General features: G+C 61.0%; 14 protein-coding genes. 12 read left to right on the top strand and 2 right to left on the bottom strand.

Annotated features, from left to right (window positions below; all coding sequences use genetic code 11):
* Nucleotides 1–289 precede the first annotated feature (289 nt).
* From ric to AC11W3_RS12735, 8 genes are all read left to right on the top strand, one after another.
* Nucleotides 290–1,021 carry an iron-sulfur cluster repair di-iron protein gene (gene ric, locus AC11W3_RS12770; RefSeq protein WP_484093123.1) on the top strand — a complete coding sequence of 244 codons (732 nt, stop codon included), beginning with the start codon at nucleotides 290–292 and terminating at the stop codon, nucleotides 1,019–1,021.
* Nucleotides 1,022–1,661: 640 nt separating this feature from the next.
* Complete coding sequence (locus AC11W3_RS12765) at nucleotides 1,662–2,459, top strand: c-type cytochrome (RefSeq protein WP_484093122.1); 798 nt, start codon at nucleotides 1,662–1,664, stop codon at nucleotides 2,457–2,459.
* Complete coding sequence (locus AC11W3_RS12760) at nucleotides 2,459–6,052, top strand: nitrate reductase subunit alpha (protein WP_484093121.1); 3,594 nt, start codon at nucleotides 2,459–2,461, stop codon at nucleotides 6,050–6,052. Before AC11W3_RS12765 ends, AC11W3_RS12760 begins: the two co-directional genes overlap by 1 nt.
* A gap of 509 nt (nucleotides 6,053–6,561) precedes the next feature.
* Nucleotides 6,562–8,019, top strand: coding sequence for a nitrate reductase subunit beta (gene narH / locus AC11W3_RS12755; RefSeq protein WP_484088928.1), 1,458 nt, complete (start codon nucleotides 6,562–6,564; stop codon nucleotides 8,017–8,019).
* A gap of 209 nt (nucleotides 8,020–8,228) precedes the next feature.
* Entirely contained in the window at nucleotides 8,229–8,765 is a 537-nt protein-coding gene (gene narJ / locus AC11W3_RS12750; RefSeq protein ID WP_484088929.1) for a nitrate reductase molybdenum cofactor assembly chaperone, read from the top strand.
* Nucleotides 8,762–9,424 (top strand): respiratory nitrate reductase subunit gamma, encoded by a 663-nt coding sequence (gene narI / locus AC11W3_RS12745; protein ID WP_484088930.1) that lies wholly within the window; start codon nucleotides 8,762–8,764, stop codon nucleotides 9,422–9,424. The genes narJ and narI overlap by 4 nt, the downstream gene beginning before the upstream one ends.
* A gap of 343 nt (nucleotides 9,425–9,767) precedes the next feature.
* The gene (locus AC11W3_RS12740; protein WP_484088931.1) at nucleotides 9,768–11,150 is read left to right on the top strand and encodes a NarK family nitrate/nitrite MFS transporter; all 1,383 of its coding nucleotides are present in this window, start codon (nucleotides 9,768–9,770) and stop codon (nucleotides 11,148–11,150) included.
* Nucleotides 11,151–11,452: 302 nt separating this feature from the next.
* Nucleotides 11,453–11,617, top strand: a complete 165-nt coding sequence (locus AC11W3_RS12735) for a hypothetical protein (RefSeq protein WP_484088932.1) — start codon at nucleotides 11,453–11,455, stop codon at nucleotides 11,615–11,617.
* 176 nt (nucleotides 11,618–11,793) lie between these two features.
* Here the strand turns inward: AC11W3_RS12735 and AC11W3_RS12730 are convergent, their stop codons facing one another.
* On the bottom strand, nucleotides 11,794–12,468 hold the full coding sequence (locus AC11W3_RS12730; protein ID WP_484093120.1) for a hypothetical protein: 675 nt from the start codon (nucleotides 12,466–12,468) through the stop codon (nucleotides 11,794–11,796).
* Between the two features lie 211 nt (nucleotides 12,469–12,679).
* Nucleotides 12,680–13,225 (bottom strand): DinB family protein, encoded by a 546-nt coding sequence (locus tag AC11W3_RS12725; protein WP_484093119.1) that lies wholly within the window; start codon nucleotides 13,223–13,225, stop codon nucleotides 12,680–12,682.
* A 346-nt stretch (nucleotides 13,226–13,571) separates the two neighbouring features.
* Here AC11W3_RS12725 and AC11W3_RS12720 point away from each other — a divergent pair, with 346 nt between their 5' ends.
* Genes AC11W3_RS12720 through AC11W3_RS12705 form a run of 4 tightly spaced genes read left to right on the top strand, consistent with a single transcriptional unit; the run spans nucleotide 13,572 to nucleotide 16,519 of the window.
* Complete coding sequence (locus AC11W3_RS12720) at nucleotides 13,572–14,975, top strand: cbb3-type cytochrome c oxidase subunit I (protein ID WP_484093118.1); 1,404 nt, start codon at nucleotides 13,572–13,574, stop codon at nucleotides 14,973–14,975.
* Nucleotides 14,976–14,987: 12 nt separating this feature from the next.
* A complete protein-coding gene (locus AC11W3_RS12715; RefSeq protein WP_484093117.1) occupies nucleotides 14,988–15,851 on the top strand; it encodes a cbb3-type cytochrome c oxidase subunit II in 864 nt (287 codons plus the stop codon).
* A 1-nt stretch (nucleotide 15,852) separates the two neighbouring features.
* A complete protein-coding gene (locus tag AC11W3_RS12710; RefSeq protein WP_484093116.1) occupies nucleotides 15,853–15,993 on the top strand; it encodes a cbb3-type cytochrome c oxidase subunit 3 in 141 nt (46 codons plus the stop codon).
* Between the two features lie 34 nt (nucleotides 15,994–16,027).
* Complete coding sequence (locus AC11W3_RS12705; protein ID WP_484093115.1) at nucleotides 16,028–16,519, top strand: c-type cytochrome; 492 nt, start codon at nucleotides 16,028–16,030, stop codon at nucleotides 16,517–16,519.
* Nucleotides 16,520–16,594 lie beyond the last annotated feature (75 nt).

Here is a 16,594-nt window from a genome sequence, read left to right as displayed (position 1 = left end):
AGATTGTCATCCCCGAATGCCCTTATCGGGGATCCAGATTTCACGTCGTTTAGGAGCTGGATTCCCGATCAGAATCGCTTCGGGAATGACAGTTTTGGAAACTGGCGGAAGATTGGTACTAATCAGGCCTGACTTTGATCCCGCGCGTGAATCGGTTTTCCCGGCGTTTCTTGACCTGCATCATAACTTTTCCCGTCCCCGGTGCTACTATGTCTCCATGGCACCAGGTTCCGCCCCGAAATGGAGGGGGACATTCCGCCATAGAACTCGTCTCAAAGGAGTGCCTGACATGAAAGAAAGCGCACAGCTTACCGCTGAGAATTTGGAGTCTGTCACGGTCGGCGACGTCGTTGCCGGAGACTATCGCGCCGCTGGAGTATTCGAGAAGCACGGCATCGATTTCTGCTGTGGCGGGAAAATCGCGCTGGCACAGATATGCCGGGAGAAGGGTATCGCCCCGGCGGATCTTGTCCGGGAGATAAAGAGCGCCTCGGCCGAGCCGATGGATCGCAGCCAGAATTACGGGGCGTGGGAGCTCCCCTTCCTGGCCGACTACATCGTCAACACCCACCATGCCTATCTCAAGGAAAATACCCGCACGATCGCGGCCTATGCCAACAAGATCGCCCAGGTCCACGGTGCCAACCATCCGGAGGTGATCCGCATCGCGGAGATCTTCGAGAAGATCGCAGCGGACATGGCGCTCCACCTGCGCGAGGAGGAGGAAGTCTTTTTCCCCGCGGTGAGGAAGATGGTGGAACTGCAGAAGAGCGGCGCCGCCCCCGACGCGAAGGACGTGGAGTCGCTGAGGGCGACCCTTGCCGTGCTGATCCACGAGCATGATGATATCGGCGCGGCGGTCCATGAGATCCGCGACCTCTCGGGCAACTACGCCGTGCCGGGCGACGTCTGCAACACCTTCATGGTCACCTACGCCAAGCTCAAGGAGTTCGAGGACGACCTGCACAAGCACGTCCACCTGGAAAACAACATCCTCTTTCCCAAGGCGGGGAAACTGTAAAGGCGTGAAAGGTGAGAGGTGAAAGGTGAAAGGTGAGAGGTGAAAGGTGAAAGGTGAAAGGTGAAAGGTGAAAGGTGAATGGTGAAAGGTGAAAGGTGAAAGGTGAAAGGTGAAAGGTGAAAGGTGAATGGTGAATGGTGAATGAATTAGGTACCCGTTCATGCTGAGCCTGTCGAAGCACGCAAATTATACAATCCGTTCGTGCTGAGCCTGTCGAAGCACGCAATTATACAATTCGTGCTGAGCCTGTCGAAGCATAGGAGCAAAGCCAATGATAGTTATTGTCTGTGTCGTCGCCATCTTATGGACCGTAACCGCCGCCGTCTCACTCTGCCCGTTCAGGAGCAGACAGGACTAAACAAACCGCCAACCCCGTTGCCTCCCACCACTGCACTGCAAGATTGATCTTCCACTCACAAGCAGGCGCTCCCTCCTGTCCCCCTTTGCGAAGCGAGGACAGGGGGGATTTCCCTCTCTGCGCTCCTGCAAAAAAGTCGGAAGCCCCCCTAATACCCCTTTGCCAAAGGGGGAATTCACTGCCTCATTTTCCTCCCCCCTCGCCTTTCAACCTCAACATTCCGCACTATAATTGAGCTTTGTTGTCCGCATAGCCGGTACCCCTTCCCATGGAGGTCCCTGAATGGCCAATCCATTCACCATGCTTGCCGGTACACTTTCCCTTTTTTCGATCCTCCTCCCGCCCCTTGCCGTCCACGCCGAGGACGGCAAGGAGCTCTTCCAAAAGCAGTGCACGAGCTGCCACAGCATCGGCGGCGGTGACAGTGTCGGTCCGGATCTAAAGGGCGTAGCCACCAGGCGCTCACCGGAGTGGATCACCACCATCATCACGGATCCGGACAGGCTCACGGCGGAGAAGGATCCTGCCCAGCTCGAGCTGGTCAAGAAGTACGGCATGACCATGCCCAAGCTAGGAATCAGCCGGGACGACGCGGCCAGGATCGTGGCCTTCCTCGGTGGAGGCGCCACTCCCGCCGCGCCTGCGTCTCCCCCGCCCACCGCCTCTCCCGCCCCGTCGGCGGCTCACGTGGTCCCGACCCGTCAGCTTATCGCCTCCGGCCTGGCCCTCTTCACCGGCAAGACCCGCTTCTCCAACGGCGGCGCCCCCTGCGTCTCCTGCCACAACCTCCGCTATCCAGGGATATTCGGCGGCGCCCTCGCCGGCGACCTTACCGCGGCCTATTCCGGCATGGGAGAGAGCGGACTTCGCGGTGTGCTGAAGAGCCTCGGCTTCCCCATCATGAGGCGCATTTACGCCGACCGCCCCCTGACCGAGCCGGAGGCGAACGCACTGGTCGCCCTCTTCCAGGACGCCTCGGCGCGCAAGGGGGGTGAGGAGAACCCGTACCCGATCGCCGGCCTCGGCTTCTTCGTCATCTTCGTACTGGCGGCACTGCTGCTAAAGAGGAGGATTCGATAATGTCGTCAGACCGCTTCAAGGACGAACGCTGCCGCGGCAGATGCGACTGGGAGGAGTTCTACCGCAACCGCTGGCAGTACGACAAGGTTGTCCGCAGCACCCACGGCGTGAACTGCACCGGGAGCTGCAGCTGGATGGTCTACGTAAAGGACGGCATTGTCGGGTGGGAACTCCAGGCGAGCGACTACCCGCAGTTCGACGCCAGCATCCCGAATGAGGAGCCGCGCGGCTGCGCCCGTGGCATCAGCTATTCCTGGTATCTCTACAGCCCGATGCGAGTGAAATACCCGTACCTGCGCGGGGCGCTCCTGGACCGCTGGCTTGAGGCCAGGGAGAATTTCGCCGACCCGGTCGAGGCCTGGGGGAGCATCGTGGAAAACCCGCAGTCGAGGGCGAGCTACACATCCAAGCGCGGCATGGGAGGCTTCCGCCGTGCCGGGTGGGAGACGGTCATCGAGATCATCGCCGCCTCCACCGTCTATACCGCCAAGAAGTACGGCCCCGACCGCATCATCGGCTTCTCCCCCATCCCGGCCATGTCCATGATCAGCTACGCAGCCGGGACACGCTTTCTCTCCCTGCTGGGCGGTGTCGCCCTCAGCTTTTACGACTGGTACTGCGACCTTCCCCCGGCCTCACCGCAGGTCTGGGGGGAGCAGACCGACGTGCACGAATCGGCGGACTGGTACAACGCCACCTACATCGTGGTCTGCGGCTCCAACGTCCCCATGACCCGCTCGCCCGACGCCCACTACCTGGCCGAGGCCCGCCATCGCGGCGCCAAGGTCACCGTCATGTCACCCGACTACTCCATCGCCACCAAGTTCGCCGACATGTGGCTCCCGGTCCAACAGGGACAGGACGGCGCCTTGTGGCTGGCGCTCAACCACGTGATCCTCAAGGAATTCTACGTCGACCGCCAGATACCGTTCTTCCTCGACTACGTGAAGAAGTACAGCGACCTCCCATTCCTGGTGAAGCTCAGCCCTGAGGTCGGAGGTGAGGGTGAGGGCATATGGCAGCAGGGGGAATTCCTCAGGGCCGACGAGATCGAGAGGGCCCGGGGGATCGAGAACCCGGGCTGGACCATGTGCGTTGCCGACAAGACCGGCGCCGTCCGCATCCCCAAGGGTTGCATCGGGGCACGCTGGAGCGAGGGGTTGGGGAACTGGAACCTGGACATGACCGACATGGTCGACGGGGGGGAGATCGACTGTGCCCTCACCTTCCTGGGGGGCGAGACCCGCAGGATGCGCTTTTGCTTCTCCGGGGAGCCTGACGCCATCCGGGAAGTGCCGGCCCACCGGGTCACCACCGTTGACGGAGAGATCACCGTCACCACGGTATTCGACCTGATGATGGCCCAGTTCGGTGTCGCCCGCGGGCTCCGTGGCGACTACCCCAGGGACTACGATTCCGAGCTCCCTTTCACCCCGGCATGGCAGGAGAAGCACACCGGCATCGACCGGGGGACCCTGATCGACATGGCCAGGGAATGGGCCGTCAACGGCGAGCAGAGTTCCGGCCGGAACATGATCATCATCGGAGCCGGAGTAAACCACTGGTATCACAACGACCTTCTCTACCGCGCCGCCATCACCGCGCTGATTCTCACCGGCAGCGTCGGCCGAAACGGCGGCGGGCTCGCCCACTACGTAGGGCAGGAGAAGGTGCAGCCGCTGGCCTCCTGGACCTCCATCGCCATGGCCTACGACTGGGTGAAGCCCGCCCGGCTGCAGTGCGCCCCCACCTTCTGGTACCTGCACACGGACCAGTGGCGCTACGAGAGAAATTACACCGACTACAACAAGCCCACCGGCATCAGCACGCTCCCGCCCCACGTGGCGGACCTCAATGCCAAGGCGGTGAGGATGGGGTGGCTCCCGTTCGCCCCGCATTTCAACGAGTCGACGCTGCGGCTGATGGAGCAGGCGAAAGAGGCAGGATGCGCCACGGATGACGAGATCCGCGCCTGGCTGGTCGAGCGGCTGCGAAAAGGCGAGACCCGCTTCGCCAGCGACGATCCCGACGCCCCGGAAAACTTCCCGAGGGTCTGGTATATCTGGCGCGGCAACGCCATCGCCGCCAGCGCAAAGGGGCACGAGTTCTTCCTGAAACACGTGCTGGGGACCACCAACAGCAGCGTGACCGCCCAGGAAGCGGCCAGGGGACAGGTCTCCGACGTCAAGTGGCACGAGCAGGCGCCCACGGGCAAGGTGGATCTGGTGGTCGATCTCAACTTCAGGATGGACACCTCGGCCATCTATTCGGACATCGTCCTCCCTACCGCAACCTGGTACGAGAAGAGCGACCTCAACAGCACCGATCTCCACTCCTTCGTCAATTGCATGGACGCCGCCGTCCCTCCCTCATGGGACTCGAAGAGCGACTGGAAGATCTTCACTGCCATAGCCAAGCGGGTGAGCGAACTCTCGGAGAAACACTTCCCATCGCCGATGAAAGACGTCGTGGCGGTGGCGCTCACCCACGACACCCCCGGGGAGATCGCCCAGAGGACTCCCCGCGACTGGAAGCTGGGCGAGTGCCAGCCGGTGCCCGGACAGACCATGCCGCAGCTCTCTATCGTCGAGCGGGATTATCCCAAGATCCACGAAAAGTTCCTTTCGCTGGGCCCGGGGATCAACCACATCGCGGCCCACGGCGTCGCCTACGATGTTGATGACGTGCATGAGGCTTTGTTGTCCAAGATGCCGACCCGACAGTCGAATGACCGGCGGTGTGTCGATCTGAGCGAGGAGCGGGTGGTGGCGGACGTCATCCTTTCCCTGGCTCCGGAGACCAATGGGGAACTGGCCCTGCGCGCCTATCGGAACCTCGGGGCCCGGGTCGGCAAGCCGCTGGAGGAGATCGCCCGGGGATCGCGGGACTTCAGGCTCATGTGGGAGGATATCGTCCAGAAACCGCGCCGCGTCACCAGCTCCCCGATCTGGAGCGGCCTCGTCAATAACGGCCGACCGTACGCCCCCTTCACCATGAACGTGGAGTACGGGGTGCCGTGGCGGACCCTCACCGGGCGCCAGTCGATCTATCTCGACCACCCGTACTACGGCGAGTTTCACGAGCGGTTGCCGACCTTCAAGGGGAGGCTGGACGCGGCCGTCCTGGACGAGGTGACGCAGGGCGAGGGGCTGGTGCTGAACATGCTCACCCCGCACGGCAAGTGGTGCATCCACACCACCTACCGCGACAACCTGAGGATGCTGACCCTGGCCCGCGGAGGCCAGACGCCCTTCTGGATCAACGACAAGGACGCAGCCGAAGCCGGCATCGAGGACAACGAGCCGATCGAGGCCTACAACACGAACGGCGTCGTCACCGGCCAGGCCATCGTCTCCTCGCGCATCCCCCGGGGAGGGTGCATCCTCTATCACGCGCCGGAGCGGACGGTGGCGATCAAGAAGTCGAGGAAGACCGGCAAGCGGGGCGGTGTCCACAACAGCCTGACGAGGATCCGGCTGAAGCCGATATTGATGCTGGGCGGCTATGCCCAGTTCAGCTACTACTTCAACTACTGGGGTCCAACCGGCGTGAATCGCGACTGTTGGATCGTGGTGAGGAAGCTAAAGGAGTGAGAGTTCGAAGTCCCCCTCCCCTGGAGGGAGGGGGTGGGGGGGGGGAAGCTGCCACCGCGGTCGGCGTTGCCCTCTTCAGCTCCTTCAAGTCCCCCTTTGAAAAAGGGGGATTTAGGGGGATTTGCTTTCGGGCTAATGTCCGGTGCAGATGGCGGCTGAACTAAATCCCCCCTGTCCCCCCTTTTTCACGGGGGGGACGCTTGAATCTCCCCCTCCCCTGGAGGGAGGGGGTCAGGGGGTGGGGGAAGCTGCCACCGCGGTCGACGTTGCCCTCTTCAGCTCCTTCAAGTCCCCCTTTGGAAAAGGGGGATTTAGGGGGATTTGCCTTCGGGCTGATGTTCGGTGCAGATGGCGGCTGAACTAAATCCCCCCTGCCCCCCCTTTGTCAAGGGGGGGACGCTAGGGCTCGGGCATCCACTAAATTCCTATAGGTAATCCCCCACCTCTGGTGGGGGATACTTACTCACGCTTGTCTTCTGGTTGTACCGCCTTTATTCAAGAGGTGCTCAATGGACGTAAGAGCTCAAATAGTCATGGCCTTCCATCTCGACAAGTGCATCGGCTGCCATACCTGCTCCATCGCCTGCAAGAACATCTGGTCCGACAGGCAGGGGACGGAGTACATGTGGTGGAACAATGTCGAGACCAAGCCGGGACTGGGATACCCGCGGGCATGGGAGGACCAGGAGCGCTACCAGGGGGGATGGGTGATCGACGGCCAGAAGACGAGCCTCAAGTCGATGAGGAAGGGCGCCACCCTCATGAACATCTTCTACCAGCCGAACCTGCCGCGCATCGAGGACTACTACGAGCCCTTCGACTATGACTACGGAAACCTGATGAACGCCAAGGAAGGCGACGACCAGCCCGTCGCCGAAGCCTTTTCACAGATCTCGGGTGAGCGAATCGAGCAGATAAAGGGAAGCGCCAACTGGGACGACGATCTCGGCGGCTCCCGGCTCTACGCGGCGAAGGACCTGAACCTTCACGAGGCGCGGATCGTGGAGGAGTACGACACCATGTTCATGCAGTACCTCCCCCGCATCTGCAATCACTGCCTCCATCCCTCGTGCGTGGCATCGTGTCCCTCAAGGGCGCTGTACAAGCGGGCCGAGGACGGGGTGGTGCTGGTGGATCAGAACGTCTGCCGGGGATGGCGCTTCTGCACCAGCGCCTGCCCCTACAAGAAGGTCTACTTCAACTGGCAAAGCGGCAAGGCCGAGAAGTGCATCTTTTGCTATCCGCGGGTGGAGACCGGACAGGCCAATGCCTGCGCCCACAGCTGCGTCGGCAGGATCCGGTACCTGGGGGTGCTTCTCTATGACGCCGATGGCGTGGAGGCGGCGCTTTTACGGGACGACGCGGAACTTGTCGACGCCACCCGTGCCCTGATCCTGGACGCGCGCGACCCGAGGGTGCGCCAGGGGGCGATGGCGAACGGGGTCTCGGAAGAGTGGCTGGCCGCCGCGGCGCGCTCGCCTCTTTACGCCTTGGTGAAGGAGTTCGAGGTCGCCCTCCCCCTTCACCCGGAGTTTCGGACCATGCCGATGACGTACTACATCCCGTCCCTGTCACCGGTCCTCTCCGTCTACGGCGACAACCACAAGCTCCTCGAGCACGGGATGATCCCGGAGCCGGAGACCTTGAGGGTGCCGGTGGAATACCTGGCGAGCCTGCTGGCCGGCGGAAACCGCGGCATCGTCGAAGGCATCATGAAGAAGCTATTTACCGTCAGAGTCTTCATGCGCGGAGAGAACCTGGGGAGGCCCATCGACCCGGCGATCCTGACTGCGGCGGGGTTGGACCGCGAGAGCGCGCTTCGCCTCTACCGGCTCTTCACCGTGGCCGGCTACAATGAGCGCTACGTCATTCCGCCGCAGCAAAGGGAAGAGCAGGACCCGGAATTCCGCAGGCAGGGTGCGGGGCTCGGCATTCTCAGGAAAACCAGAAGAAACCGTGAAAGGTGAAAGGTGAAAGGTGAAGGGTGAACGGCAGGCGGTAGGAGCCCGGTGAAACAGCGCAGCGTATGGATGAGGTGCCCGTTCGGGCTCACGCTTTTGGGGCTGTAAATAGCTTTTTTACCATTCACCATTCACAGCTTCCAAGTTTTTTGCCCATTCACCTTTCACCCTTCACCTTTCACGTTTTTTACCATTCACGTTTTTAGGGGGTGAGCATGAGCAGAGGGGAAATGTACGAGGCGCTGGCGAGACTGCTGGAGTACCCGCAGGATACGGACGTTCTGCTGAAAAGCCTGTGGCGGGTAGCGTGCCACCTCGATTCTTGCGGCCTCGACTGCCCGGCCCACCCCTTTGCCGAATTTGTGGGGGAGTCGTCCCTGTCGGAGTTGCAGGAGCAATACGTCGCCAACTTCGATTTCAACCCGGCCAGGGCCCCTTATCTCGGTCACCATCTCTACGGCGACACGCAGGGGAAAGCGGCCTTCATGATAAAGGTCAAGAAGGAGTTCACCCGGTTCGACTTCTCTCCTACCGGAGTCGAGCTCCCGGACCACCTGCCGGTGCTCCTCACTTTCCTGGCCCACCTCCATCGGAAAGACGAGCACGAGTCGCGCCGGCAGTTCATCGAAGAAAACGTGCTCCCCGGGGTCAGGAAGCTGATCGGGTCCGAGCGGGCGAACTCCCCATGGCTCCCGCTCATCGAGACCGCCGAGGTCGTCCTGAGCGCCGACTGCAAGGAGGTCCTGACATGAACTCACTCATCTTCATCGCCATGCCGTACATAGCGCTGGCCCTGCTCGTCTCCGTCACGACCTACCGCTACTTCTACAACCGGCTCAACTGGTCGGCCTTCTCGACACAGTTCCTGGAGCGGAAGCTCCTCTACTGGGGCTCCAACCCGTGGCACTACGGGATCATTCCGATCCTGCTCGCGCACGTCATCTGCGCCATTTTCCCGGGGCAGATGCAGCGCTTTCTCGGGAACCAGGACACGCTGCTGATCCTGGAGAGCATCGGCCTGGGATTAGCGCTCCTGGCCTTGCTGGGGCTTTTTCTGCTCACCCTGCGCCGGGTCAACACCCCGAAGCTCAGGCCGGTCAACTACGGCTCCGACTGGCTGATACTGGCCCTGCTTCTGGTCCAGACCGGGACCGGGATCTACCTCGCCTACTTCATGCGCTGGGGGTCGCAGTGGTACCTGCACACCGCCGTCCCCTACTTCTGGTCCATCTTCACCTTTACTCCCGACATAGCCTACGTGGCCGACCTGCCCCCGGTCTTCAAGCTGCATGCAGCCTTCGCCTTCCTCTTCATCGCGGCCGTGCCGTTCACAAAGCTCGTCCACATCCTTTTCCTGCCGGTGAACTTCCTTAAGGACCCACCAATCCTGTACCGGTGGAGGGCGAAATAGGGTCATGTCCCCGTCCCTCTCCCTCACCCCGCCTGCGGGCTGAAGCCCCCTTCGGCCAGGCGTCCCCCCCTTGTCAAAGGAGGGACAGGGGGGATTTGCCCTAGGTGTGAAGGCAGCAGAAGTTACCAAGAGTGGCGATGTCATCGCAAAAGCTCATGATAAGTGCCCAAGCGTCCCCCCCTTGACAAAGGGGGGACAGGGGGGATTTGCCCTAGGTGTGAAGTCAGCAAAAGTTACCAAGAGTGGCGATGTCATCGCAAAAGCTCAATGATAAGTGCCCAAGCGTCCCCCCCTTGACAAAGGGGGGACAGGGGGGATTTGCCTTGGCTTTCAGGAGCGTCAAATGTCGTCAAGAGAACTGAAAGATTGGAACCCGGAGGACGAGGTTTTCTGGGAACGGGAAGGAAAGCATATCGCCGCCCGCAACCTCTGGATCTCCATCCCCTGCCTCTTCCTCTCCTTCGCGATCTGGATGGTCTGGAGCGTGGTGGTGGTCAATCTCGAGACCATCGGCTTCGGGTTCAACGCGGAGAAACTCTTCTGGCTCGCCGCCCTCCCCGGCCTGTCCGGCGCCACCCTCAGGATCTTCTACGCCTTCATGGTCCCCATATTCGGAGGCCGCACCTGGACCACCCTCACCACCGCGTCGCTGCTGATCCCGGCCATCGGCATCGGCTTCGCGGTGCGCGATCCGCACGCAAGCTACCTGACCATGCTGGTACTCGCCCTCCTGTGCGGGCTAGGCGGCGGCAACTTCGCCTCCAGCATGTCCAACATCAGCTTCTTCTATCCCAAGGCGCACAAGGGTACGGCGCTGGGCCTGAACGCCGGACTCGGAAATGTCGGCGTGAGCGCCATGCAGTTCCTGGTGCCGCTGGTGATCACTACCGGCATGTTCAGCCATCTCTGCGGCGATCCCCAGATCTGCATCTTCAACGGGGGTACCAGGTCACTCTGGATGCAGAACGCCGGCTTCATCTGGGTCCCCTTCATCGTGGCAGCCACCATCGCCGCCTGGTTCGGGATGAATGATATCGCCAACGCCAAGGCCTCCTTCCGCGAACAGGCCGTCATCTTCAGGCGCAAGCACAACTGGATCATGTGCTGGCTCTACCTCGGCACCTTCGGCTCGTTCATCGGCTACTCCGCGGCGCTCCCGCTCCTCATCAAGTCACAGTTTCCCGAGGAGGATCCCACCCGATACGCCTTCATAGGGCCGCTGGTGGGTGCCCTGTTACGTCCCGTCGGTGGCTGGATCGCTGACAAGGTGGGAGGAGCGCGGGTAACCTTCTGGAACTTCATCGTGATGGCGGCGGGGGCTTTCGGCGTTCTGTACTACCTGCCGCGCCCGGGGTATTTCGGCAGCTTCACAGGTTGCCTGGGTATGTTCATCCTGATCTTCGTCACCACCGGGATCGGCAACGGCTCGACCTTCCGGATGATTCCCGTGATCTTCCTGACCGAGCATGAACGCGCCGCCGGCAAGGGAGAGGAGGCCCGGCGAAGGGCCGTTGCCGACGCGGCCAGGGAAGCGGCGGCCGTCCTCGGTTTCAGCTCCGCCTTCGCCGCCTACGGCGCCTTCTTCATCCCCAAGGCCTTCGGAAGTTCGGTGACTTTGACCGGAGGTCCTCAAGCTGCCCTTTATGGATTCCTCGCCTTTTATCTCAGCTGCCTCGCCCTCACCTGGTACTTCTATTCAAGGAAGAACGCGCCCATGCCTTGTTAAGGCGTGAAGGGTGAAAGGTGAAAGGTGAATGGTAAAACCTTGCTAGAGGCGTGAATGGTGAATGGTGAATGGTGAATGGTAAAACCTTCTTTCGCCGTGGCGTTCGTCAGCCCGGCCATCAAGTCGGAGCATCGCTTGAAACCACACGCTGTTGATGCTACCGCAATACAGTTTGGCCGCAGGAAATTCACCTTTCACCTTTCACCTTTCACCTTTCACCTTTCACCTTTCACCTTTCACCTTTCACGCTTTTCAGTCAGCTGAGTATAATGAGATAGAAAGGCGAGAGAGGAGCGCCACCTATGGCCAAGGATTTAAAGCCGCTTTGCAAGTGGGATAAGGACGACATCAAGGACAAGTGGAAGGACCTGAAGAAGGTGGTCTCGGAGCCGAAGTACATCTGCCGGAAGTGCGGGAGGGTGGCGAAGAAGGAGGAGTTACTGTGCAAGCCGGAGGAGCTCAATTAAAATAATCACGATTTCGGCGCGCCGAATTTCGCCGTAAGTCACCGTTACCATTCATTTCACGCCTGAAAACTACAACGTTTTTCTCGTTCAAGTCCCCTTGAAAAAGGCCCCCCTCGCCCACCGGGAGAGCCATTCACCATTCACGCTTTTAAGGGGCAGTGGCGGTGAGGGGAGAATCAAGTTGCTGCCGGCGGCTGGGGGCTCTCTTTGGACAAGGGGGTCTGGTTCAACCACTTCATAATTACGTTGGAGGAGGAAGGTTGGCGCTTGCGGAACTCGGCCCTCATTGAATCCATCAGTTGCGTGATCCGGTCCTCAAAACGAAGCCAGCTCTGCTTGATACCGGAATCGAGAATCTTGGCGTCCGTCGGATCTTTCCTTGCCTGCCGCCAGTTTCCCTCCAGCTGTTGCACCACTCCTTTTTGCTCCGTAACGAAGGTATCCAGCATGGTGCAGATATCGTCAGACAGATGCAGCCGCTGCTTCTGATAGCTCTCCGAAAATGTCTCGCAGGTATTGCGAATCCCGACCAGCATCCTTTCTGCCTGCAGCACGTCGCCCTTCCCGAAGCTGACATTGAACTCCTTCCCCACCCGCAACAGGTCGATGAGAGTGGCGTAGAGTTTGGCCATGGAATCAGACCTGTTCTCCTGGTTCACGATCTGCTCTGACACCCCATCGCGGAAGAGCTTCAGCGCGATTTCGGTTTCCTTGGCCAGTTCCTCCCGGTACTGCTGCAGGCCACGCTCTGTCATCTGTCGGATGAAGGCATTGACCGCCCAGTAACTGATGCTGACGAAGGCGACGAGGGCGATGCTCCCCCCGAAAAAGTAGAAGATGACGTATTTCATGACATCCTCCTCGTGAACCGGCTTCCTGCTGCAAGAGAGGCGACCATACAGCCATCCGGGCTCGGGCCATGGTTATAACTTTAGCCATAAACCTTGGGGCGTCAACGAGATAGGCCGCGATTGTGGAGGCGGCTCGCGGCAGCATTTTGCGGCGGGTCGCGGACCGCAGGCCGCTCGTACGGCACATACGGGAAAGTGGCAGAAATGGAAATTATTCCGGAGAGGAGCGCTCTCGAATCAGCGCCAGATGGTAGCGGACATGCTGGGCCAGGAAGTAAATCCACTGATACATGTCCAGCCGCCCCAGCCTGTTCACCGACATCCGGATGCCGTAAAGCAGCCCCTCCCCGCGCGGCATGGCAGCCACGAGGGCCAGGCAGTCGTCGCGCTGCCGGGAAAGGTCTCTCCGCAACGCCTGTAAATCCCGCTCTCCTGTCGGGATCATGTGCGCCGGAGGTGGCCAATCGAAAGCCCCCGGCACGGCTACCGGAGCCAGGAGATCGAGATCGCTCTCCCCTTCCGGCGATGCCCCGGCCGCGGCCCGTCTCAGGGCAATGCGGCACCCCTTCCCGATGGTCAGAAGGAGGAAGTGGTTGGCCAGAAAGACATGTTCGAGGTGCTCGCCGATCGTCCAGGCGCCGTCATAGCCGGGTCGGAATCGGACCTCGTCGGCTGGCAGACCGAAGCAGGCGTCGAGGCCGGCAAATGCCTCCGCGACGGCCGCCTCCACCTTTTCCGCTGTTTCATATTTCCTCATAACCCCTCACATCTCTCTGCAAATGTCTCACATCAGAAGAGACCGTCTGGACTTGCTAAACATCAAATACACCATAAACTATGAAAATGACAACGCCCTGTCATACTTCCAACCCTGCTACAGACGATTTACACACTCATTGGCAGAAGAACAAAGCATATCCCTTGAACTGACAGGAGAGGCGTCGACATCATTGATACCAGAGCCGTCGACGTCATCCCCGAGTGCTTCTATCGGGGATCCCAAAAGTCTTGATTCCCGCTTACACCCGCGGGAATGACAGTGAAAGAGATCTTGGCGTCTTTGAGCCTTTGCGTGAGCCAGGACTTTCCCCCCGGAGGCAATCATGAACCAGCAGGAAGGCTACGCCGATGATGTCGTCAAAGGGTTTATCATCTGGAGCATGATCTGGGGGCTGGTCGCCATGCTGGTCGGGGTGCTGATCTCGCTCCAGATCGCCTTCCCCCAGCTGAACATACCCCCCTACCTGACCTACGGACGGCTGCGCCCGATCCACACCAACGCAGGCATCTTCGGCTGGGGCATCGGCAGCTTCATGGCCTTCTTCATCTACATGACCCAGCGCCTGACCCGCACCAGGCTCTGGAGCCCGGCGCTCGGCAAGGTGCAACTCTGGCTCTTCAACCTCGCCATAGCGCTGGCCGCGGTAACGCTGGCCCTGGGGATGAACCGCACCAAGGAGTACGCGGAACTCGAATGGCCGGTAGCCCTGCTGGTGGCGGTGATCTGGGTCATCTTCGCCACCAACATCATCATGACCATCGTCAAGCGGCGCGAGGACCAGATGTACATCACCCTATGGTACGTGATCGCCACCCTGGTCGGGGTGGCGATCCTCTACCTGGTGAACAACGCCGGCATCCCCGTCTCCCTCACCAAGTCCTACTCGGCCTACGCCGGGGCCAACGACGCCAACGTGCAGTGGTGGTACGGACACAACGCGGTGGCCATGGTCCTGACCACGCCGCCCCTGGCGATCTTCTACTACTTCCTCCCCAAAGCCACCGGGGTGCCGATCTACAGCCACCGCATGGGGGTGATCGCCTTCTGGAGCCTGATATTCATGTACCTCTGGACCGGCGCCCATCACCTCCTGTGGAAACCGGTACCTGACTGGGTGCAGACCCTGGCCATGGGCTTCTCCGTGATGCTGATCGCCCCCTCCTGGGCCGCCGTCTTCAACGGCTACTACTCGATGAGGGACCAGTGGCACCAGATGCGGGACAACTACCTGACCAAGTTCCTGATCTTCGGCATCACCTTCTACGGGATGCAGACGCTGCAGGGCCCGTCGCAGGCGATCAGGACCTTCTCGGCCTTCATCCACTACACCGACTGGATCCCCGGCCACGTGCACATGGGGGCGCTCGGCTGGGTGTCGCTCACCCTCTTCGCCGCCACCTACTACACCGTCCCCAAGCTCTACCATACCGAGATCTACAGCGTCCCGCTGGCCAACGCCCACTTCTGGCTGGCCGTGATCGGTCAGCTGACCTTCTCCATCAGCATGTGGATCGCGGGAGTCCATCAGGGGATGATGCTCAACGCCACCAATCCCGACGGCAGCCTCCACTACAGCTTCATGGAGAGCGTGATCGAGCTCTATCCGTACTGGTACATCAGGTCTGCCGGAGGGGTCATCTACCTGGTGAGCATCTGCATCTTCCTCTACAACATCTTCAAGACCATCAGCCTCGGCAAGGCTCAGGCCGCAGCGCAAGCCGCCTAGAAAGGAGATCTCATGTTCGAGAACAGGCCGATCATCTTCCTGCTCCTTGCCACCGCGACCATCCTGGTCGGGACCATCGTGACCATGGTCGCCCCCTTCTGGTGGATCAACGACCCGAAGGTGGCCATCGCCTCGGTCAAGCCCTATACGCCGCTGCAGCTCGAGGGGCGCGACCTCTACATGCGGGAGGGGTGCAACAACTGCCACACCCAGACGGTCCGGCCGCTTTTGGCCGACACCGAGCGCTACGGCGAATACTCCAAGACCGGGGAATTCGCCTATGACCGTCCCTTCCTCTGGGGCTCCCGCCGCACCGGTCCCGATCTGGCCCGCATCGGCGGCAAGTATCCGGATGCCTGGCACGTGAAGCACATGAAGGATCCGCAGTCCATGGTGCCGCGCTCCAACATGCCGAGCTACGCCTTCATGGACCGGCCGCTCGACAGCGGCATCACCGAGAGGAAGATGAAGACGCTGAACTTCCCCTACACCACCGCCGATCTCCAGGCGCTCAAGGGGAAGACCGAGCTCGATGCCGTCATCGCCTACATGCAGAAGGTGGGAAACGACATCCCCTGGCGGGAGGCGGGGCGGGCCGCGGTGCTGGGCGAGCTGAAGAACCCCTACCAGGACAGCATGACCGTCCTGCCTGAAGGGAAGAAGCTCTTCGACGACCGTTGCGCCCAGTGCCACGGGAAGGACCTGAAAGGGGTGGTCGGACCGGCCCTGATCGACCTGGACCAGCCCGACGCCAAGGTCTTCACCACCATCTACAGCGGCAATCCGGCCAACGGGATGCCTGCCTTCGGCGACAGCCTCGGCAAGGAGAGGATCTGGAAGGTGGTCACCTACATCAAGTCCGTGCACAGGCGCTGAGATGGATCTGGCGAGCGTATATTATCTGGGCGTCACCGTCCTCCTCTGCGTCATCTTCGGCTTCATCGTGGCCCGCACCTACAGCCCAAGGCGAAGGGAAAGGGGCGAGGAGGCCAAGTACCGGATGATGGACGATGACTGACCGGCGGCAGGCAGAGCTCAAGGGGGTAATTCCAATGACGGACGACAACAAAGAGTACGACGGCATCAGGTACCGGCCTAACGACAAGCCGCCGCTCCCCTTCAACATACTCTATTACGGCCTGTGGATCTGGGGCCTTTGCTTCATGGGGTACTTCCTCTTCAGCGGCTGGAGCTCCTATGGCGAGTATGCCGAGATCAAGAAAGCGAAGGAGGCGAGGCTCGCCGCCCAGAATCTCCAGGTCACCCAGCCCGCCAAGGTGAGCACCAATGAGGAAAGGAGAGGCACGCAGCTGATCGGCGAGGGAAAGACCCAGTTCGCCAACCGCTGCGTTTCCTGCCATGGACCGGCGGGCAAAGGGGGCATCGGACCGGACCTGACCAGGAAGGAGTATAAGTACGGCAGGACGGCGCCGGAGGTGACCCGGACCATCGTCGAGGGACGGCCGGGGGGGATGCCGTCCTTCAAGAACGAGCTTTCACACGAGCAGATCGAGGGGCTGGTCGAGTACGTGCTGTCGCTCTAAGCCTGTCAGGTAGCCCCCGAAGAAAGCTTTGGAGTAGGTATCCATGTCAGAGTCCCCGCCCCCGGAGGGGGAGGG

This window comes from Geomonas sp. (assembly GCF_056994735.1).
The sequence above is the reverse complement of the archived record's forward strand: the minus strand, read 5'-3'. Positions and strand labels throughout refer to the sequence as shown.